This is a genomic window from Streptomyces sp. NPDC048291 (assembly GCF_043201715.1).
In the GTDB taxonomy this organism is placed as follows: Bacteria; Actinomycetota; Actinomycetes; order Streptomycetales; family Streptomycetaceae; genus Streptomyces.
The window spans coordinates 158,806-178,908 of sequence record NZ_JBICZC010000013.1; the positions used below are offsets into that span (position 1 = coordinate 158,806).

Genomic DNA, 20,103 nt, shown 5'->3' on the forward strand with positions numbered 1-20,103 from the left:
TCGTACCGGAATGACCGGCTCCACCGTCCCTCCATGGTCCCTCGCGCCTGTCCTCCGGCTGAAGGTGGGCCGGAAAACGAAAAAACCCCTCGCGGGTGCGAGAGGTCTGCGCGCGGGTCGAGGACGACGATGGCCACCCGTACCTGGTCGTACGTGGTGGTCACTGCGGACCGGCGCGCCTGCTGCCAATAATCATGGCGAACGAGAGCACGGAGGCAGTCTGGCACAGCCCGCCCCCGTCCTCACCGTCCGTCTCAGGATGCGAACAGTGTGCAGTCCGTCACGTGTCCGTGAGGAGGTCCGCTTCCAGGAAGTCGCGTACATGGCCGAGAACCTGTGCCCGGTCCGTGCCGCGCAGGCCGATCGCCACGTGGATGGAGAAGCCGTCGAGCAGGGCGCGCAGCCGGGCGGCGAACCGGTCGGGGTCGACGGGCCGGAACTCGCCGCGTGAGATGCCCTCGGCGACCAGCGCCACCAGGTCGCGGTGCCAGGCGCCCTCGATGGCGGCCTGCCGGTCGCGGGCCGCCTCGTCGGCGTTCTGCGAGCGGTTCCAGACCTCCAGCCAGAGCGTCCAGTGCGGGTCGCGGTGCCCGTCGGGGACGTACAGGTCGACGTAGGCGTCGAGGCGTTCGCAGGCGGTGCCGCGCCGGGTGAGCAGCCGGCCGCGCTCGGCGCCCAGCCGGCCCTCGCTCCACTCCAGGGTCTGGAGCAGGAGTTCGTCCTTGGAGTGGAAGTAGTAGAGGAGATGGCCGCTGCTCATGCCGACCTCACGGCCGAGCGCGGCCATGGTGAGCTTCTCCAGGCCCCGTCCGGCGATCATCGTCATGGCGGCGGCGAGCACGTCCTCGCGGGGCGGGGCGTTCCTGCGCGCACCGGCCATGTTCCGCTCCGCTCCTAGATCCTCGGCTGCTGCTGGGTGATGCAGTGGATACCGCCACCTCCCGCGAAGATCGTACGGGCGTCCACCAGCGTCACCGTCCGCTCGGGGAAGAGACGGCGGAAGATCCCGGCGGCGATCTCGTCGCGCGGGTCGTCGAAGCCGCAGAGCACGACCCCGCCGTTGCAGAGGTAGTGGTTGATGTAGGAGTAGTCGGCCCAGTGGCCGTCGGCCTCCAGGGCGGTCGGGGCGGGCACCTCGACGACCTCCAGGGTCCGGCCGCGGGCGTCGGTCTGGGACCGCAGCAGGCCGATGACCTCCTTGCTCACCTCGTGGTCGGGGTGCGCGGGGTCCGGCTGGGAGTGTGCGACCACGACTCCCGGGCGGGCGAAGGCGGCGACGATGTCGACATGGCCGAGGGTGCCGAAGCCGTACGGGGGGTAGTCGCCGGTGAGGCCGCGGGGCAGCCATATCGCCTTGCGGGTGCCGAGCATCCCGTGGATCTCGGCCTCGACCTCCGCCTTCGTCCAGCCCGGGTTGCGCTCGGGGCCCAGCTGCACGGTCTCGGTGAGCAGGACGGTCCCCTCGCCGTCGACGTGGATGGCACCGCCCTCGTTGACCAGCTTCGAGGCGTACGTCCGTGCGCCCGCGAGGTCCGCGACATGCGCGGCGATCTTGGCGTCGTGCTCCCAGCGGGCCCAGTGCTGGGCGCCCCAGCCGTTGAACGTCCAGTCGACGGCGGCCAGTTCACGCCCGTCGGTCAGGAAGGTGGGGCCGATGTCCCGCATCCAGGCGTCGTCGAGGTCCCGCTCGACGGTGTCGACGCCGGGGCCGAGCAGCGTCTGTGCCGCCGCCGACTGGCCGGGGCCGCACACGACGGTCACCGGTTCGAAGCGGAGGACGGCACGGGCCACCGACGCCCAGGCCATCCGGGCGGCGATGAGGTCGTCGGCGTCGTCGAAGGTGGGGTTGGGGCCCGGCCACGCCATCCAGGTGCGCTCGTGCGGGGTCCACTCGGCGGGCATCCGGAAGCCGTCGGAGGCAGCAGACATCGGCGATCCTTACAGGAAGTACAGGCGGTTGAGGGAGACGGAGTCGGCCGGTTCGGAACGCAGCGGTTCGCCGTCGAGGGTGACCAGGCCGGTGCGCTGGTCGACGTCGACCGCTCCGGTACGGGAGTTGCGCCGCAGGTCGGCCGGGCCGATGCCGCGGGTGCCGCGGACGGCGACCCGGCGGCGCCGGGTGGGCATGGTGTCGTGGCCCTGGTCCAGGGCGGCCCGGGCCACGAACGCGACGGAGATGTCGGCGGGGGTGGCGCCGTGCGCCCCGAACTGGGGGCCAAGGACGAGGGGTTCGCAGGTGTCGGTGGCCGCGTTGGGGTCGCCGGTGACGCCGAACGCCGGGAAGCCGGCCTTCAGCACCAGCTGCGGCTTCGCGCCGAAGTACTCCGGGCTCCACAGCACGATGTCGGCGAGCTTGCCGACCTCGATCGAGCCGACCTCGTGCGAGAGGCCGTGCGCGATGGCCGGGTTGATGGTCAGCTTGGCCATGTAGCGCAGCACGCGCTCGTTGTCGTGGCCGTCGTCCGGGGCGCCGAGCTCGGCCTTCATCTTCCCGGCCATGGCGAAGGTACGGCGGACGGTCTCGCCGGCCCGGCCCATGCCCTGTGCGTCGGACGAGGTGATGCCGATCGCGCCCAGGTCGTGCAGGACGTCCTCGGCGCCCATGGTCCCGGCGCGGATCCGGTCGCGGGCCATGGCGGCGTCGCCGGGCAGGTCCGTCTTCAGGTCGTGGACGGAGACGATCATCCCGTAGTGCTCGGCGACCGCGTCCCGGCCGAAGGGCAGGGTGGGGTTGGTGGAGGAGCCGATGACGTTGGGGACACCGGCCATCTTCAGGACGTTGGGCACATGGCCGCCACCGCAGCCCTCGATGTGGAAGGCGTGGATGGTGCGGCCTTCGAGCACCCGCACGGTGTCCTCCACCGAGAGGCACTCGTTCAGCCCGTCGCTGTGCAGGGCGACCTGGACGTCGTGTTCCTCGGCGACCCGCAGGGCCGTGTCCAGCGCCCGGGTGTGGGCGCCCATGTCCTCGTGCACCTTGAAGCCCGAGGCGCCGCCCTCGGCGAGGGCCTCGACCAGCGGGGCCGCGTGCGAGGACGAGCCCCGGCCGAGGAAGCCGATGTTGACCGGCCAGGCGTCGAAGGCGTTGAACGCGTGCTTCAGCGCCCAGGGCGAGTTGACGCCGACGCCCCACACCGGCCCGAACTCCTGCCCGATGATCGTGGTGACGCCGGAGGCCAGCGAGGCCTCCATGATGCGCGGCGACAGCAGGTGCACGTGCGTGTCGACGGCCCCGGCGGTGGCGATCAGCCCCTCCCCGGACACGATGGACGTGCCGGTGCCGACCACGACGTCCACCCCGTCGAGGGTGTCCGGGTTCCCGGCCCGCCCGATCGAGCAGATCCGCCCCTCGCGGATGCCGATGGACACCTTCCGGATCCCCAGCACGGCGTCGATGACGACGACGTTGCTGATCACGACGTCGCAGGTCTCGCGGACGGCGGCGGCCTTGAGGTGCAGCCCGTCCCTGGCCGTCTTGCCGAAACCGGCCAGGAACTCGTCGCCGTAGCGCTGGGAGTCCGCCTCGACACGGATCACGAGCCCCGAGTCCCCGAGGCGGACGCGGTCGCCGGCGCGGGGGCCGTGGGTGGCCGCGTACTCGTGCGGGGTGAGGCGGCGGGCCTCGGCGGGGTGTCCTCCGGGACGGCTCATCGATCGGCCTCCTCTGCCTCTCGTACACCCAGGTATCCGCAGGCGGCGGCGCGGCGCAGGGCCTCCTCGCGGGCGCCGGGCGCGTCCAGCGGCCCGTCGACGAGTCCGGCGAAGCCGATGGCGACCCGGCCGCCGCCGATCGGCACGAGGCCGACCTCCAGCGACTCTCCCGGCCCGAACCGCAGGGACGACCCGGCGGGCACGGCGAGCCGCAGGCCGTAGGCGGCGGCGCGGTCGAAGTCGAGGCGCGGGTTGGCCTCGAAGAAGTGGAAGTGCGAGGTGACGGAGACGGGGACGGCCGCGGTGTTGGTGACGGTCAGCCGTACGACCGCCTCCGGATCGGCGTGCTCGGGCCCCGGCAGCAGCGCGCCCGGACCCTCCTCTCCCAGCCCCCCGCCGCCGATCGGGTCGGTGACGACCGCGAGCCGCGACCCGTCGTCGAAGACGGCCTCGACGTGCACCTCGGTGACGATGTCGGCGACGCCGGGCAGCACGTCGGCCGGGCCGAGGACGGAGCGGGCCGCCTCGATCGCCTCGGCGAGCCGCCGGCCGTCCCTGGCGGCCTCGCAGACGGTGTCCGCGATCAGCGCGGTGGCCTCCGGCACGTTGAGCCTGAGGCCCCGTGCGCGGCGGGCCCGGGCCAGCTCCGCGGCTCCGAAGAGCAGCAGCCGGTCACGTTCCGTGGGGGTCAGCCGCACGCCCGGCACCTCCTTCGCTTCGTCATACCTGACTCGACTTAGAACAACACTCTAAATGCCGGATTACGAGAAGGGAACCATTGACATCGACCCGCAGCTCACCCACATTGAACGTCGCTCTAACTTTTGCGCGGCCGTCGAAGGGGACCAGCCATGCCGATAGAACAGCGCGGAGTCGACACGATCCCGGACGGGATGGGGGTACCTCCCGCGCTCGAACGCAGTTGAGAGCGTGGGGGAGCACCAGCGGGCCGAAGGACCTGGTCTCGATCCTGCTCGGCTCCAACCTCTGCCTCGGCGTGATCATCTTCGGCTGGCTGCCGCCGTCCTTCGGGCTCGGCTGGTGGGCGTCGGTGAGCGCGATCGTGGCGGGCACGCTGGTCGGCACGGTCTTCACGGCCCCGCTGGCCCTGGTCTCCCTCCGCACCGCGACCAACCTCTCCACCTCCTCGGGCGCCCAGTTCGGGGTGCGGGGGCGGCTGGTCGGCTCGGTGGTGGGCCTGCTGCTGGCCCTCGGCTACACCGGGCTGACCGTGTGGATCGGCGGCGACGTGATGGTGGGCGTGCTCGGCCGGCTGTTCGGTCTCCCGGCGGACGGGGTGGCGTACGCCGTCGTCTACACGGTGCTCGCGGCGGCGACGGTGGCGGGCGCGGTCTACGGCTACCGGGTGCTGCTCGCCATGTCCAAGGTCCTCGCCATCGGCATGACGGCCCTGCTGGTCCTCGGGATCCTCGCCTACGCCCCGCACTTCACGACCTCCGCGCTCCCGGAGGCCGGCGGCTACCTCCTGGGCGGCTTCTGGCCGACGTGGTGCCTGGCGGCGGTGGCGGCCGGCCTCTCCGGCCCGGTCGCCTTCATCACCCTCCTCGGCGACTACACCCGCTACATCTCCCCGGCCCGCCACACCTCCCGCCGGGTCCTGCACGCGACCTGGCTCGGCCTGATCCTGGGCCTGCTGGTCCCGCAGCTCTTCGGCACGTTCACCGCGTACGCGGCGCGGGCGGCGGCGGACTACGCGGGCCCGCTGGTCTCGGCCTCCCCCGCCTGGTACCTGGTCCCGCTCCTGCTCTCCGCCTCGGCCGGCTCGGTCGGCAACGCGGGCCTCATGCTCTACTCCATGGGCCTCGACCTGGACGCGATCCTCCCCCGCGCGTCCCGCGCCCGCGCCACCTACACGGTCGCGATCGTCGCCACGGCCTGCGTCTTCGCCGGCCACTACGCCTGGAACGCCCAGTCCGCGATGACCTCCTTCGTCCTCCTCCTCACCGCCGTCGGCACCCCGTGGGCGGTCATCACCCTCATCGGCTTCGCCCGCTGCCGGGGCGTCTACGACGCGGACGCCCTCCAGGTCTTCAACCGCCGCTCACGGGGCGGCATCTACTGGTACCGCGCCGGCTGGAACATCCGGGCCACCATCTCCTGGGCCCTCGGCGCAGGCGTAGGCCTCCTTGCGGTCTCCCTCCCGACGTACGAGGGCCCACTGCTGTCCCTGACAGGCGGGGTGGACTGCAGCTTCCTGCTCTCGGGGACGGTCGGTGGGCTGGTGTATCTGCTTCTCACCCGGAATCGGGCAGACACGGCCCACCCGATGTCCGACGACGACGCCCGGCCACGGCTCAGCCCGTCGGGCGTCTGAGGAGGAGGCCGTTCAAGCCAAGGGGGGCTGGGGGTCGTGCCGTGAGCACGCCGCACGCGAACAACCAAGGATGCCAAGTAGGTCGTGTCACAGCCCTGTTGGAGGGTGGGGCTTCCCCCCGGGGGAGGAGTGGAGTCAGCCTGTTGGCGCGGCCCTGGGCGTCGAACCTAGTCTCTGACGCATCGCCAGAAACGCCTCGCCTCAAGTGCGGTGCGGCTGCTGGCATCCGATACCGTGACCCCGAACTTCCGGAGAGCCCCGTGTTCCGCACGACAAGGATCGCCACCGCCACGACCGCCCTGCTCTGCGCCGTGACGGGGGCCGCTCTCACCGGCCTTCCCCAGGCGTCCTCTGCCGCGGCCGTGGTGCAGCAGAGCCGCCTGGGCAGCCCGGAACTGGCCGCCGCGGCCACGGTCGCGAAGCGCAGCGGCAGCCTGTTCACCGGTACCGGGAAGATCAAGGTCGGCGACCGGTCGGTGAACGTGTCGTGCACGGGCAGGCCGGCACCGCATCGGCCGGTCGTCGTACTGATGGCCGGCTTGGGTGACGGTCTGGACAGCCTGAGCGGCATACAGAAGACGCTCAGCTCGAAGGGCCGGGTCTGCTCCTATGACCGGCTCGGCGAGGGCGGGAGCGACGCACCGGCCGGCCCGCAGACCATCGACAGCACCGGAAAGGTGCTGACCGCCGTGCTCGACAGGGCAGCCGGCCACCAGCCTGTCGTCCTGGTCGGGCACTCCCTGGGCGGGCTGATCGCCGCCCGCTACGCTCCCGAACACCAGGACCGTGTCAAGGGCCTGGTCCTGCTCGACGCCACCCCGTCGACCATGGCCGCCGACCTCACCCGCATCGTCCCTGCGTCCGCGACCGGCCCCGGTGCCGAGGCACGCGACGGGTATCTCGCGGTCAGCCAGGGACAGAACCCGGAGATGCTCTCCTTCGCCGACGGAAGGGTGCGCTCGGCCGGTGACATCCCGGTGGAGGTCATCCGGCACGGGGTGCCGTACCTGGCGCAGTCCATCCCCACCTACGGACCGGCCCTGGAACGCGCCTGGGCCGACGGCGAGCGCGCCTGGCTCGCCCTCTCCACCAACAGCAGGCTGAGCGTCGCCACCAAGAGCGACCACTACATCTACGTCGCCCAACCCGACCTCGTCGACCGGGCCGTACAGCACGTCACCTCGCGGGTCTCCGGCCGGTCCTGATCCTCACGCCCCTCCCCTGAGTGGTGTTCCGCGTCCACGATCTGCACGAGCACCTCGGCCTGCCCACCGACGAGCCCTCGATCAACCCGGACGCGGCCGCTGTCAGAAGCGGACTTGACGCCCTCTGAGCCGCGTTCATGGCGATGCGGGCTTGCGGGCGAGGATCTGGATCCCGGTTGACTCGTGACCGTTCACGGTGGGCACTGTGATGGTCCGGGTGTCGATGGTCCGGAACCCGGTGAGCAGGGTGGAGAACCACTCGCGAGGGTGGTGGCGACAGACCGCACCGTCGCCGGTTTCGAACACGCCGTAGCTGCCGTAGTGATCGGCATGGCGGACGTATCGGTTGCGGTTGCGTTCGTCGTCCTGCAGCAGAAGATCGCTGACGTAGAGGATTCCGCCGGGCTTGAGGATGCGGTTCACCTCGGCGATCAACCGGTGCTGGGCTTCGTCGCCGGGGACGCAGGTCAGCACGGCGAAGAGCAGAACGGCGTCGAAGCCCGCGGCTGGACAGGGTGAGGTGGGCGGTGCGTCCAGGGCGGCGAAGCGCATGGTGGGGTGCAGGTGGCGTGCCCGGCTGATCATTCCCGGTGAGGCATCGACGCCCGTGAGGTTGCCGAAGCCGCGCTGTTCGAGCTCCTTCATGATGCGGCCGTAGCCGCATCCGTAGTCGAGGATCGCGGCATGCGTGCTGATCCCGTCGAGCCAGGGGAGGTGCAGCGGGTGAGTGAACGTCTTCGTGGCCGCAGCGGCATCCCAGTAGGGAACCTGGCTGTCGAGGTCGGACAAGGTGGATACCTCCCTGGACGCTTGCCGGAAGCCGGTCATGCTGCCACGGCGGTTGGGCGTTCGACGAGCTTGAAGACCATGGCCAGGGCGGTGGTGCGGGAGCCGGCCCCGCGGGTGACCTTGGTCCGCAGCCGGACGGTGGAGAACGTGGACTCGATCGGATTCGTGGTCCGCAGGTGGATCCAGTGCTCGGCCGGGAAGTCGAAGAACGCCGGCAACTCCTCCTGACCGCCGGTGATCTTCTTGACCGCATTGGGGAACTTCGCGCCGTAGAGCTGGGCGAACATCGTGACCGCCTTGATGGCGTGGGCGCGGTCCTCGGCGTTGTAGATGTCCTGGATCGCCTTCTTCGCGCCGGGCTGTGCGGACTCCGGCATGGCGTCGAGGACATTGGCGGTTTGGTGAACCCAGCACCTTTGCTCGCGGGTGTCGGGAAACACCTCGGCCCAGGACTCACCGGACTCGCGGTAGCCGTCCTTGAGCGCCACCAGCTCCTTGGAGCCATCGGCGCGAACCCCGATGAGCACCAGGACGCAGGCTTTGGCCTCCTCCAGGCGGACGTTGAGGTGGATGCCGTCGGCCCACATGTACACGTAGTCGACCTGTTGGTGTTCAGCGGCACCTCGTAACGCAGAAGAGCCCTGGTATCCGTCCTTGCGACGCGAGGGGACACCAGGGCCGATGGGGTTCGTCTACTGCAGGTGCCACTTCTGGTTGGCGGCCCCGGTGCAGGACCAGATCTGCGCCCGTGCCCCGTTCGCCGACGAGTTGTCCGTGACGTCCAGGCACTTGTTGGCCGCCGTGTTCACCACGTCGCCCGTGGACGAGTTGTACGACCACTGCTGCGCCCCGGTGCCGTTGCAGTCGTAGAGCTGCACCTTCGCGCCGTCCGCCGTCGACGCCGACGTCACGTCGAGGCACTTGCCGAGCGCCCGGACCGAGCCGTCGGACTGCACGGTCCACTGCTGGGCGGTGGAGCCGTTGCAGTCGTAGAGCTGGACGGCCGTGCCGTTCGCGGTCGAACCGCCCGCCACGTCCAGGCACTTGCTCGCGAGCCCCACGAAGGCCCCGGTCTGGCTGCCGCCGCCCGACTGGGTGCCGGACCAGGTGAAGGTCGCCGAGGTCTTGCCGGGGAGCGAGTAGGTGGCGTGCTGGGAGCCCCAGTTGACGGTCACCGTCTGCGCGCTGGACGAGTCGTTGTAGGCGATGAGCGCCTTCGAGCCGTCGGGGTTGCGCCAGGCCACGTTCGGCACGGTGGTGGACGCGGTGGAGGCGATCCGCTGCGCGCCGGGCCGTACGAACTTGGTCAGGTGGCCCATGTCGTAGTACTCGACGGTGTAGTCGACCGTCCCGCTCGCGCCGTCCCCGTTGTGCACGGTGACCAGGCCGGTGCAGGTGCCGCAGCCGCCGTTGTGCGGGCCCATGTTCTGGTCCACGGCCAGCGACCACTTGGTCACCGACTTCGCCCAGTTGCGGGTGTAGTCGATGATGTTGGACATGTCCTCCTTCTGCTGGTTGGCGACCCAGGTGCCGCCGGAGTGCTCGGTGCCGAAGGCGTCCAGCGTGGGGTACTGGTTGTGCACGGTGGTCTGCTCGGAGACGTCACCGCCGTAGCCGTGCCAGGCGATCCCGCCGAAGTTGGGGTGGTTGCGGATCGTCGAGTCGTTGACGAGTGCGGAAGCGTACGAGTCGTACACGTCCCAGTTCCAGTCGTGCGCGAGGACCTTGGTGGACAGGCCGGCCGACTGGAGCTGCGGCAGCAGGTCGTTCTTGAGGAAGTACTGCAGCCCGGACGCGTTCCAGCTCATCGACGGGTAGCCGGAACAGCAGGTGGGCTCGTTCTGCGGGGTCACGTAGGAGACGTTGACGCCCTGCGCACGGTACGCCTGGAGGTACTTCACGAAGTACGCGGCGTAGGCGGCGTAGTCCTCCGACTTGAGCCAGCCCCCGTTGAGCGAGCCGCTGTCCTTCATCCAGGCCGGCGCCGTCCATGGCGAGGACATGACAGTCAGAGAGGGGTTCAGCTGGAGCGCCTGCCTGGTGAGCGGGACGACGTCCGCGAGGTCGTGCGAGATGGAGAAGCTGTTGAGGTTCGGGTCGGTCTGTCCGGCGGGTACGTCGTCGTACGTGTACCCGTACCGCGCCAGGTCCGAGGCGCCCATCGGATTGCGCAGGAACGACAGACCGATGCCGTTCGTCGGCGAGAACAGCTTCTGCATGGTGGCGTCCCGGGTGGCCTGGGACAGCGCCCCGCTGCTGTTCATCAGCCAGGCCGCGGTGTCGGTGAAGGACGCGCCGCCGCCGGTGAAGGTCTGGTAGCGGGTGTTCTCGTCGACGGTGATGTTGGTGCCGCTGCCGCCGGTCCCGGAGGAGAAGGCGAACGGCGTCTGCGCCTGGAGTCCGCGGGTGACATGGCGTCCGGCGGAGTCGTCGGTGGTGGTGAGGTACGCGGTGACCTGCTCGCCGGCCGCGTGCGCCGGCGGTACGACGGCGCTGAAGCCGGCCGCGGTGAGCAGCCCGGCCAGCAGCAGCCGGAGGGTGCGGGGTGCTCTTCTCGTCGGCACGTGGGGGGTGCTTCTCATGGGCACATCGCCCTTCCTGACGGGACGTCTTGACGGGGGTGCGAGCCGTTAGTTAACTCACGTCGTGATCTAAGCCATGAGTGAACTGTGAGAGCCCCGAGTGAACCAGAGAGTCGAGGGAAGGTCCATGCCAAGAGCCGCCCTGCTCGTCTCCACCGCCCTACTCGCAGCCCTGATCCCCCTGTCCGCCGCCAGCGCCGCCGACGACCCGGCCCCCACCCCCGTCGACCGCTTCGAGGGCGAGGTCCCCTTCGCCTCCCAGCCCGCCGACGGCATCTTCACCTGGGGAAGCGACAGCGACGACCCGCCCGCCCTGCAGTTCGCCGACCGCGCCGACGCCCCCGAGGGCGCCAAGGTCCTCGCCGGGACCTACGACATCAGCGGCTACGGCGGCTTCACCCACGACTTCGCCGCCACCGAGCCGGCCCACGACTGGTCCGCGCACAAGGGCATCCGCTTCTGGTGGGACGGCCAGGACAACGGCAGGAAGATCGCCTTCGAGATCAAGGACGGCGGCGCCAACGGCGAGGCCTCCGAGCTGTGGACGACGTCCTTCACCGACGACTTCACCGGCTGGAAGCAGATCGAGATCCCGTTCGCCGACTTCGTCTACCGAACCGACTACCAGCCGGTCGGCGGCATCGACCACGTCCTCGGCCTGACCCGGATGTGGGGGTACGCGGTCACCCTCCCCGTCGGGATCCAGGGCCGGTTCGCCATGGACGACGTGGAGTTGTACGGCAAGGCCGACCAGGCACTGCGCGCTTCGGTCACCACCGACGCGGCCGTCTACCCGGTCAAGGAGGGCTCCACGGCGAGCGTGAAGGTCACCGTCGCCACCACCGGCTCCGCCCCGATCGACGACCCGGTCACCGTCGCCTACGAGACGACGGGCGGCACCGCCGAGGCCGGCCAGGACTACCAGGCGGTCTCGGGCACCGTCACCTTCCCCGCGGGCACGGCCTCCGGGGCCACGCGGACCATCAAGGTGCCGACACTGAAGGACCGGTCCGCCGAATCGGCCGAGACCGTCCCGCTGAAGCTCACGGTCACCGGCGCCAAGGCCCCCGCGGAGACCCCGCAGGTCGTCATCGACGCGCACGGACTGCCGTACCTGGACAGCAAGTTGCCCGTGAAGAAGCGGGTCGCCGATCTGCTCTCCCGGATGTCCCTGGCGGAGAAGGTCGGCCAGATGACCCAGGCCGAACGCGGCGCCGTGGGCACCGGCGGCGACGTCACCGCGTACGACCTCGGCTCGCTGCTCTCCGGCGGCGGCTCCACCCCCACGCCCAACACGGCCGCGGCCTGGGCGCGGATGATCGACGACTTCCAGCTCCGGGCCCAGGCGACCCGGTTCCAGATCCCGCTGATCTACGGCGCCGACGCCGTCCACGGCCACAACAACCTGGCCGGCGCCACGATCCTGCCGCACAACATCGGCATCGGAGCCACCCGGGACCCCGCTCTCGCCGAGCAGGCCGGTGCGGTGACCGCCTCCGAGGTCCGTGCCACCGGCGTCTCCTGGGACTTCGCCCCCTGCCTCTGCGTCACCCGTGACGAACGCTGGGGCCGGTCCTACGAGTCCTTCGGCGAGGACCCGGCACTGGTGAAGTCCATGGAGACCGTCATCCAGGGCCTCCAGGGCCGCGCCGACGGACGGGACCTGAAGGACGACGACAAGGTCCTCGCCACCGCCAAGCACTTCGTCGGCGACGGCGGCACCGCCTACGGCTCGTCCACGACCGGCACCTACACCATCGACCAGGGCGTCACCACGGTCACCCGGCAGCAGCTGGAGGCGATCCACCTCGCGCCGTACCAGACCGCCGTGGACCGGGGCGTCGGCACCGTCATGCCGTCGTACTCCTCGCTGGACATCGTCGGCGACGGCCAGGGCCCGGTGAGGATGCACGCCCGCGCCGACATGATCAACGGGGTGCTCAAGGGCCGGATGGGCTTCCAGGGCTTCGTGATCAGCGACTGGAACGCCATCGACCAGCTCCCGGGCGACTACGCGTCCCACGTCAGCACGGCCGTCAACGCGGGCGTCGACATGATGATGGTGCCGTACAGCTACCAGGACTTCACGAAGACCCTGACCGACCAGGTGAACGCGGGCGGCGTCAGCGAGCGGCGCATCGACGACGCGGTGTCCCGCATCCTCACCCAGAAGTTCAGGCTCGGCCTCTTCGAACACCCCTACGCCGACACGGGCAACGCCTCCAAGATCGGCTCCACCGGGCACCGGGCCGTCGCCCGGCAGGCGGCGGCCGAGTCGCAGGTGCTGCTGAAGAACTCCGACGGGGTCCTGCCCCTGAAGAAGTCGGAGAAGGTCTACGTCGCCGGGTCCAACGCCGACGACCTCGGCAACCAGACCGGCGGCTGGACCATCACCTGGCAGGGCCAGTCCGGCACCCACACCACCGGCACCACCATCCTCCAGGGCATGAAGAACGCCGGGGGAGACGTCACCTACTCCAAGGACGCCTCGGCGCCGACCTCCGGCTACGACGTGGGCGTGGTCGTGGTCGGCGAGACCCCCTACGCCGAGGGCGTCGGAGACGTCGGCAACGGCAACGACCTCACGCTGACCCCGGCCGACCAGGCCGCCGTGGACAAGGTGTGCGCGGCCATGAAGTGCGCGGTGCTGGTGGTCTCCGGGCGCCCGCAGCTGATCGGCGACCGGCTCGGCGAGATCGACGCCCTGGTGGCCTCCTGGCTGCCGGGCACCGAGGGCGACGGCGTGGCCGACGTGCTCTACGGGAAGAAGGCCTTCACCGGTCAGCTCCCGGTCACCTGGCCGAAGTCCGAGGCGCAGCTGCCGATCAACGTGGGCGACGCGTCGTACGACCCGCAGTACCCCTACGGCTGGGGCCTGACCACGCTGGCCAAGGCTCCCAAGGGCGGCGAGGCCACCCTGAAGGCGCTGGGCGCGGCGGCGAGGGCGGCCGAACGGACGGGCTCCGACGCGGCGGGCCGCAAGCTGGTCGGCAAGGCCCGGCTGCTGGTCCAGGCGAAGATCGGGCAGTCGGTCACCGCGGCCGTCTCGAAGCCCTTCGCCGACGCCGACCACCTGCTGCTGACCGGCAGGTACGCGGCGGCGGTGGAGAAGCTGACGGAGGCCTACCGGGCAGCGTAGGAGGACCGCGCTCCCCGGGAGGCTTCGGGGTAGGTTCGTAGCATGAACGCGGTGCGACGGACCACCCGAAGCCTCCCGGGGCTGCTGTTCCTGGCGCTTGCGCTGGCGCTGGTCGCCCTGACCGCGCCCGCCCCGAGGGCGGTCGCGGCGACCGGTGTCTCGGCGGTCGCCGACGCCCTCCGCAAGAACCCGGTGTACGTCGACCCGGCCGCCGCCGCCCAGCTCTCCACGGCCGACGCCGACGCGCTGGCCCGGCAGATCAAGGACGCGGACAAACCCCTGTTCGTCGCCGTCCTGCCGGCCGGCTACCCCACCAAGGACCTCTTCACCAACCTGCGCACCGCCACCGGCGTCACCGGCCTCTACGCCGTCCGCCTCGGCGACCGCTTCGACGCCCGCGCCGACTCCTCGGTCCTGCCCCGGACGGCCGTCCAGAACCTGGTCACCAGCGTCCAGGGCGAGAGCGCCAAGGCCCAGCTGACTGACTTCACCGACCGGGCCCTGACCAACATGGGCGGCAAGGCCCCCGCGAGCTGGGGCGGCGGCAGCACGGGCGGCTCGGGGGTCTCCAGTACGGCGCTGATCGCGCTCGGAGCGGTGGTGGTGGCCGGCGGGGCGGGCGCGTACGCGCTGGTCCGCCGCAACCGCCGGCGCCACGAGGAGGAGCAGCGGGCCGCCCTGGACCGGCTCCGGGTGGTCGTCGACGAGGACATCACCGCGTTCGGCGAGGAGCTGGACCGGCTCGACTTCCACCCGTCCGAGCCCGGCGCCGACGACGCGATGCGCACCGACTACGAGCGTGCGCTGAACGCCTACGAGCAGGCGAAGTCCGCGATGGCCGCCGCCCGCAGACCGGAGGACGTCCGGGTGGTCACCCAGGCACTGGAGGACGGCCGTTTCGCACTCGCCGAGCTGGCCGCCCGCCGCGCGGGCCGCCCGCTCCCGGAGCGCCGCCCGCCCTGCTTCTTCGACCCCCGGCACGGCCCCTCGGTCACCGACGCCACCTGGACCCCGGCCGGCGGCGCGCCCCGCGAGGTCCCGGTCTGCGCGGCCGACGCCACCCGCCTCGCCGACGGCCACGACCCGGCGGTCCGCGAGGTCGACACCGACTACGGCCGCCGCCCCTACTGGGACGCGGGCCCGGCGTACGGCCCCTGGGCGGGCGGCTACTTCGGCGGCGGCATCCTCCCCGGCCTCCTCATCGGCACCGCCCTGGGCGGCTGGATGTCCGCCCCCGCCTACGCGGCCGACTACGGCACCGGGTACGGCGACTTCGGCGGCCTCGACACCGCCGGCTACCAGGGCGGCGACGTCTCCGGCGCGGACTTCGACCCCGGGGACTTCGGATCCTTCGGCGGGGGCGGCGACTTCGGCGGCGGTGGCGGCGACAGCGGGGACTTCGGCGGCGGTTTCTGAGCCGCGCGGGCTACTCCAGGGTCCCCAGCCGCTCCAGCACGGAGGCGGCGAGCGACAGCACCCCGCGCTCGGTCTCGCTCAACGCCCCGAACGCCTCGGCCAGCCAGGCGTCCCGCTGCGCCATGTCGGCCTCCAGCGCGCGCCGCCCGTCCCCGGTGAGACGCAGCACCGACTGCCGCCGGTCGGCCGGGTCCGGCGCCCGCCCGACCAGCCCCTCCGCCGCCAGCTCCGCGAAGACCCGGGTCAGCGACTGCGGCCGCTGCCGCTCGGCCGCCGCGACCTCGCCGGGCGTGGACGGGCCGTGCCGGTACAGATGCCCGAGCACCGACAGCTGATTGGGGCTGAGGCTCCCGTCCCGGCGCTCCTGCCGCAGCCGACGGTTGAACAACAGGACGGCACGACGGACACGGGCGGCTTCGGCGAGGTGCTCCATGAGGAGATCCTACGCGCGAACTTACTACCTGTTGGGCAATAGACCCGTATCCTCCGCACCGTGACTCTCAAACTCATACGCAACGCGTACGAAGCCGGGCTGACGATGGCGGCCGTGCTGCTCTGCTGGGGAGCCGCGCTGGTGCTGGAGGGGGCCGCCGGGCTGCACACCGACGTGCTCGTCCTCGCGGTCGCCCTCACCCTGACCCTCGCCGGTACCCAGCGCACGGCCGACACCCGCCGCCGGCTGACGACACTGGTGCTGCTGCCCGTGACCGCCGCCGCCTCGATCTTCGTCGCCCGGCTGATCGCCTCGCACTACACGGCGGGCGCGGCCGTCTACACGGCGGGAATGGCGCTGGCCATCTGGATCCGCCGCTACGGCCCCGCCGCCACCAAGGCGGGCACACTGATCGCCCTCCCGCTGGTCGCCCTCCTCGTCGTCCCCGGTTCCGCGCTCCCGGCGGAGGCACAGAGCGGACTGGTGACCTGGGGCTGGTCGGCACTGGTCGGGGTCATGGCGTGCTGCTCGGTCTGGCTGGTGCAGGCCCTGGGCGACCGCTTCGGCCCCTGGCGCCCCGACCCGGCCCCCGCCGCACCCGCGCGCCGCTCCCGCCTGCACCCCCGCCCCAGCACCCGCATGGCGCTCCAGATGGCCGCCGGGATCGCCGCCGCCTTCACCCTGGGCCACCTGCTCTTCGACGACCACTGGCCCTGGGCCGTACTGACCGCGTACGTCGCGGCGAGCGGCAACCGGGGCCGAACCGACGTGCTGCGCAAGGGGATCGAGCGCCTGGCCGGCGCCTGCCTGGGCACGTTCCTGGCGGCGGGCGTCGCGGCGGCCGACGTCACCGGTCACGCGGCGGTGGCGCTGGTGTTCACGACCCTCGCGGTCGCCCTCTGGCTGCGCCCGCTCAACTACGCCTTCTGGGCCGCCGGCATGACCTGCGCCCTCTCCCTCCTCCTCGGCTACTTCGGCCAGGACGCCGCGTCCCTGCTGCCGACCCGTCTGGAGGGCATCGCGGTGGGCGCGGTCCTGTCGGTGGCGTCCGCGTGGTGGCTGCTGCCGGTACCGGGGCGCCCTGCGGCGAGCGCGGCACGGCCGCTGGCGGCGGGCTAGTGGTGCCAGGCCCGCCCGCCCGTGTCACGGACGAAGCGTTGCAGCACCTTGAGGGCGACGAGGTACTCCTCGTCGGAGATGCCGGCATGCCGTTGCGCCCGCAGTTCGTCCTGGCCACCACTGAGGCTGGGTGGTACCGAGCCCAGCGAGTGCGGCGCGGGTACGGTCGACGAGGGCCTCTCGGAGAGACCGACGGTAAGAACTCGACCTCGCTTGAGATCAAGACCCCTTACGGGGCGATGCGGACCCAGCCGGTCTGCTCAGCCGCGGGTGAGACGGTCGAGGAACTCGCTCCAGGTGGCGGGGGAGACGGTGAGTACGGGGCCGTCGGGTGTCTTGGAGTCGCGGATGTGGATGGCGGCCGGGTGGGTGGCTACCTCTATGCAGTCGCCGCCTTGGCTACCGCTGTAGCTGGACTTGAACCATGTCAGTGCAGCGGACTTCATGACTCTCCAAGCAATCCATTCAAGAGACGCACGCTCTCGTCGGGAGAGAGGGCCTGTGACCGCAGCATTCCATACTGCAGGTGGTAATCGCTGACCTCGTCGGCGTCGGCGACCAGGAAGCTGGCGCGCTGGACCTCCAGGTAGACCAGACGCTCGAACTCCGGTGTCTCCAAGAGCACCATGGGGCCGTCGAGGCAGGCATGCGGCGTCCGCGCCGCAGGCATGATCTGGAAGCTCATGTGGACCGGCTCGGTGTACTCCAGGATCTTGCGGATCTGCTCCCGCATCACCTCCGGGCCGCCGACCTCCCGCCGCAGCACACTCTCCTCCAGGACGAAATGGCCCACGGGCGGCCGGTCCCGCTGCCAGATCAACTGGCGTTCCATACGGGCGTTCACCCACTGCTCGGCGGTCTCACTGCCGATCGCCGGATACCGATAGCCGAACACGGCACGGCAGTAGTCCCTGGTCTGAAGAAGCCCGGGAACCACTTGACTCTGGTACGAGAGAACACTCACCGCCTCCTGCTCATGGTCGACCAACCCCTGCGCGAACTGCACGATCCGCTCCCGCACCGGCATCTTCGCCACCAGCACGGTCAACGCCCCGCCGGTGCCCAGCAGTTCGTCGAACTGCTCCGCCCGGTCCGGTTGCAGGGCAAGCCGTCCCTGCTCGACAGAGCCCACCGTGTCGACGTGCAGGTTGGCGAGTTCGGCGAACTGCTCCTGCGTGAGCCGCGCCTGTTTCCGGTAGTGGGCGACGAGCGCCCCGACCGCGTGCCACGAACCGACCTTCTTGGGCTTCCTCGCCACGTGCATGCGTGTCCCTTTCCCCCTGGGCGCCCGAACCGCTCGTAGTGGACTCGTAGAAGTCGGAACTACGACCTCACTCACTGATCCATGCTAATCACTCACGGTGACACTCGCCTCATGAACCCGGAACCCCAAACCCCCCACACCCGCGAGGCGTTCTACCGCCGGGACCGCAGATCGGTCGGCATGGCACGCGACTTCACGCGCGCGGCCCTGGCCGACTGGCGGGTCGGCCCGCGCGCCGACGACGTGCTGCTCTGCGTGAGCGAACTGGCCACCAACGCACTGCTCCACGGCGTCCCCCCGGGCCGCGGCTTCCGCCTCCGGCTGGCCCTGCACCCCGACGGAGTCCTCCGCACCGAGGTCCACGACAGCGGCCCCGGCGAACTCCGCTACGGCGACATGTCACCGGAGTCGGAGGGCGGCCGGGGCCTGCTCCTGGTCACGCTGCTCGCGGACAAGTGGGGGGCGGGGGAGCGGGAGCCGGGGAAGGTGGTGTGGTGCGAGTTCGAGGTGCGGGGATGATCTACGACTCGGCGAGTCGAAGGGCTGCCGCAGCCTCCTCGTGGCGGACCATGGCGAGAAGCGCGGTTTCGAGGTTGAGCCATGCCGTTGCTTCTGCGTGGCCGTCCTTCAGGAAACTGTTCCAGCCCCAAGCACGACTGTGGGCGTCGGCGGCTTCGTCGAACCGGCCGAGGCCCTGCGGGGCCACTCCCAGGTGGTTCCATGCCTTCGCAAGCTGTTGTCCCGGGCGCTTGGCCGTGTCGGTGCGTACGGGTGCCGTTGCGAGGTGACTGCGGATGTCACTGCGCCCTTTCCTCGCGGGCGTAGGCGTCGAGGCGGGCGAGTTCCTTGTCGTGGACGCGGTGCAGCCTGCGCGGCGCGATGATCCGCTCGACGAAGCCGGCGAAGCCGGTCTCGCCGTCGAAGCGGGAGGTGATGTTCACCAGCGCCTGCTCGCCGTGCGGGGTCACGGTGAACGTGGTGACGAGGCCGGAGCCGCCGGTGTCGGTGTGGACCAGGGTTCGGCCCGGTTCCGGCTCGGTGACCCGCATCCGCAGCTCCCGGACGCCCCCAGCGAAGTCGATCTTGAATCGGACGACGTTGCCCGTGCCCACGCCGCCCTCCTCGGCTCGGAAGTCGTAGAAGGGGGGCGGCAGGAACCGGGAGTGCAGTTGCGTGTCTGCCAGGTACCGGTAGACCTCGTCCGCGGGAGCGTCGACAGTGCGCTCGGCGGACGCGACGACGACGTGAGCCATGGGTCTGACCTCCGTGTTCATGGGGTGAAGTGCTGGGTTCTGCGCGCCGCCGCGGCGGGCGGACGGCTGGTTCAGACCGTCTTGACGGTGCCGCCGTCGATGACGTAGTCGGCGCCGGTGATGTTGCCGGCCACGTCGGACAGCAGGAATGCGACCAGGGCCGCGACCTCCTCGGCTTCGCTCATGCGGCCGGTGGTGATGTTCTGGGACTTCGCGATCTGCTGGACGAAGTCGGCGAGGCCGACGCCCGCTGCCGCGGCCAGCTGGGCGACCGGGCCGTCGGGGTCCTCGTAGACGGTGGTGCGGACCAGGCCGGGGGAGACGGTGTTCACGCGCACGCCCCGGGGGCCGAACTCCTCGGCCAGGGACTTGCCGAGCGCGGTGACCGCCGCCTTGACGGCGCTGTAGCTGGCCGGGACTCCCACGGGCAGGCGGGCGACGGTGGAGGAGATGTTGACGATCGCCCCGCGATGCTCGATCAGGCTGGGCAGGGCCGCGCGCGTGGCGCGGACGGTGGCGAGCACGTTGATGTCGAACATGCGGGTCCACTGGGTGTCGTCGGCGTCGAGGAAGCCCATGACGGCTTCGTCCCCGCCGCCCACGTTGTTCACCAGCAGGTCGATGCCGCCCAGTTCGGTCAGCGCGCCGTCGATGAGGGCGGCGACGCCTTCCGCGGTGCTCAGGTCCGCCGACACGGTGTGGGCGCCGGTCTCCTTCAGCTCGGGCGTGATGGTGCGCGCGGCGCCCACGACGCGGACGCCCTCGCCGACCAGGGTCCGGACGGTGGCCAGGCCGATGCCCCGGCCGGCGCCGGTGACGACGGCGGTCTTGCCCGTGAGGTCGAGGTTCATGGGGCTCCTCCAATGCATATGACTTGAATGCTTCAAGTCATATCTATCATGGGTTGAAGCAGTTGG

At 70.9% G+C, this 20,103-nt stretch carries 17 protein-coding genes and 3 pseudogenes; 6 read left to right on the top strand and 14 right to left on the bottom strand.

The window, feature by feature from the left end:
* Window positions 1–280 precede the first annotated feature (280 nt).
* The 4 genes from ACGF5O_RS33335 to ureA are packed head-to-tail and all read right to left on the bottom strand — an operon-like array spanning window position 281 to window position 4,349.
* The gene (locus ACGF5O_RS33335; RefSeq protein ID WP_393813620.1) at window positions 281–880 is read right to left on the bottom strand and encodes a TetR/AcrR family transcriptional regulator; all 600 of its coding nucleotides are present in this window, start codon (window positions 878–880) and stop codon (window positions 281–283) included.
* Window positions 881–894: 14 nt separating this feature from the next.
* Window positions 895–1,929 (bottom strand): agmatine/peptidylarginine deiminase, encoded by a 1,035-nt coding sequence (locus ACGF5O_RS33340; RefSeq protein WP_393813621.1) that lies wholly within the window; start codon window positions 1,927–1,929, stop codon window positions 895–897.
* A 9-nt stretch (window positions 1,930–1,938) separates the two neighbouring features.
* A complete protein-coding gene (locus tag ACGF5O_RS33345) occupies window positions 1,939–3,651 on the bottom strand; it encodes an urease subunit alpha (protein ID WP_393813622.1) in 1,713 nt (570 codons plus the stop codon).
* Window positions 3,648–4,349, bottom strand: coding sequence for an urease subunit gamma (ureA, locus tag ACGF5O_RS33350; RefSeq protein ID WP_393813623.1), 702 nt, complete (start codon window positions 4,347–4,349; stop codon window positions 3,648–3,650). The genes ACGF5O_RS33345 and ureA overlap by 4 nt, the downstream gene beginning before the upstream one ends.
* A 153-nt stretch (window positions 4,350–4,502) precedes the next feature.
* Between ureA and ACGF5O_RS33355 the strand changes: the two are divergent.
* Window positions 4,503–5,986 (top strand): annotated as a pseudogene (locus ACGF5O_RS33355) (cytosine permease).
* A gap of 260 nt (window positions 5,987–6,246) precedes the next feature.
* Complete coding sequence (locus ACGF5O_RS33360; protein ID WP_393813624.1) at window positions 6,247–7,191, top strand: alpha/beta fold hydrolase; 945 nt, start codon at window positions 6,247–6,249, stop codon at window positions 7,189–7,191.
* 135 nt (window positions 7,192–7,326) lie between these two features.
* On the opposite strand, the gene ACGF5O_RS33365 is transcribed toward ACGF5O_RS33360, so the two are convergent.
* The 3 genes and pseudogenes from ACGF5O_RS33365 to ACGF5O_RS33375 form a co-directional block, all read right to left on the bottom strand.
* Complete coding sequence (locus ACGF5O_RS33365) at window positions 7,327–7,980, bottom strand: class I SAM-dependent methyltransferase (protein ID WP_393813625.1); 654 nt, start codon at window positions 7,978–7,980, stop codon at window positions 7,327–7,329.
* Between the two features lie 47 nt (window positions 7,981–8,027).
* Window positions 8,028–8,579 (bottom strand): annotated as a pseudogene (locus tag ACGF5O_RS33370) (transposase); the annotation flags it as partial.
* Between the two features lie 93 nt (window positions 8,580–8,672).
* The gene (locus tag ACGF5O_RS33375) at window positions 8,673–10,562 is read right to left on the bottom strand and encodes a ricin-type beta-trefoil lectin domain protein (protein WP_393813626.1); all 1,890 of its coding nucleotides are present in this window, start codon (window positions 10,560–10,562) and stop codon (window positions 8,673–8,675) included.
* A 127-nt stretch (window positions 10,563–10,689) separates the two neighbouring features.
* Between ACGF5O_RS33375 and ACGF5O_RS33380 the strand changes: the two genes are divergently transcribed.
* Window positions 10,690–13,701, top strand: a complete 3,012-nt coding sequence (locus ACGF5O_RS33380; protein WP_393813627.1) for a glycoside hydrolase family 3 N-terminal domain-containing protein — start codon at window positions 10,690–10,692, stop codon at window positions 13,699–13,701.
* 42 nt (window positions 13,702–13,743) lie between these two features.
* Window positions 13,744–15,117, top strand: a complete 1,374-nt coding sequence (locus ACGF5O_RS33385) for a hypothetical protein (protein ID WP_393813628.1) — start codon at window positions 13,744–13,746, stop codon at window positions 15,115–15,117.
* A gap of 10 nt (window positions 15,118–15,127) precedes the next feature.
* Here the strand turns inward: ACGF5O_RS33385 and ACGF5O_RS33390 are convergent, their stop codons facing one another.
* Complete coding sequence (locus tag ACGF5O_RS33390) at window positions 15,128–15,550, bottom strand: MarR family winged helix-turn-helix transcriptional regulator (RefSeq protein WP_393813629.1); 423 nt, start codon at window positions 15,548–15,550, stop codon at window positions 15,128–15,130.
* A gap of 60 nt (window positions 15,551–15,610) precedes the next feature.
* On the opposite strand from ACGF5O_RS33390, the gene ACGF5O_RS33395 reads away from it, so the two are divergent.
* Window positions 15,611–16,669, top strand: coding sequence for an FUSC family protein (locus ACGF5O_RS33395; RefSeq protein WP_393813630.1), 1,059 nt, complete (start codon window positions 15,611–15,613; stop codon window positions 16,667–16,669).
* Here the strand turns inward: ACGF5O_RS33395 and ACGF5O_RS33400 are convergent.
* From ACGF5O_RS33400 to ACGF5O_RS33410, 3 genes and pseudogenes are all read right to left on the bottom strand, one after another.
* Window positions 16,666–16,782: pseudogene (locus tag ACGF5O_RS33400) on the bottom strand (MarR family transcriptional regulator); the annotation flags it as partial. The gene ACGF5O_RS33395 and the pseudogene ACGF5O_RS33400 sit on opposite strands and share 4 nt — an antisense overlap.
* A 147-nt stretch (window positions 16,783–16,929) precedes the next feature.
* A complete protein-coding gene (locus ACGF5O_RS33405) occupies window positions 16,930–17,115 on the bottom strand; it encodes a DUF397 domain-containing protein (RefSeq protein WP_393813631.1) in 186 nt (61 codons plus the stop codon).
* The gene (locus ACGF5O_RS33410; RefSeq protein ID WP_393813632.1) at window positions 17,112–17,933 is read right to left on the bottom strand and encodes a helix-turn-helix domain-containing protein; all 822 of its coding nucleotides are present in this window, start codon (window positions 17,931–17,933) and stop codon (window positions 17,112–17,114) included. Before ACGF5O_RS33410 ends, ACGF5O_RS33405 begins: the two co-directional genes overlap by 4 nt.
* A 111-nt stretch (window positions 17,934–18,044) precedes the next feature.
* Between ACGF5O_RS33410 and ACGF5O_RS33415 the strand changes: the two genes are divergently transcribed.
* Window positions 18,045–18,452, top strand: a complete 408-nt coding sequence (locus ACGF5O_RS33415; protein ID WP_393813633.1) for an ATP-binding protein — start codon at window positions 18,045–18,047, stop codon at window positions 18,450–18,452.
* Between the two features lies 1 nt (window position 18,453).
* On the opposite strand, the gene ACGF5O_RS33420 is transcribed toward ACGF5O_RS33415, so the two are convergent.
* The 3 genes from ACGF5O_RS33420 to ACGF5O_RS33430 form a co-directional block, all read right to left on the bottom strand.
* On the bottom strand, window positions 18,454–18,639 hold the full coding sequence (locus tag ACGF5O_RS33420; protein WP_393813634.1) for a hypothetical protein: 186 nt from the start codon (window positions 18,637–18,639) through the stop codon (window positions 18,454–18,456).
* A 91-nt stretch (window positions 18,640–18,730) separates the two neighbouring features.
* The gene (locus ACGF5O_RS33425; RefSeq protein ID WP_393813635.1) at window positions 18,731–19,186 is read right to left on the bottom strand and encodes an SRPBCC family protein; all 456 of its coding nucleotides are present in this window, start codon (window positions 19,184–19,186) and stop codon (window positions 18,731–18,733) included.
* Between the two features lie 71 nt (window positions 19,187–19,257).
* Complete coding sequence (locus tag ACGF5O_RS33430; RefSeq protein ID WP_393813636.1) at window positions 19,258–20,037, bottom strand: oxidoreductase; 780 nt, start codon at window positions 20,035–20,037, stop codon at window positions 19,258–19,260.
* Between the last annotated feature and the right edge of the window lie 66 nt (window positions 20,038–20,103).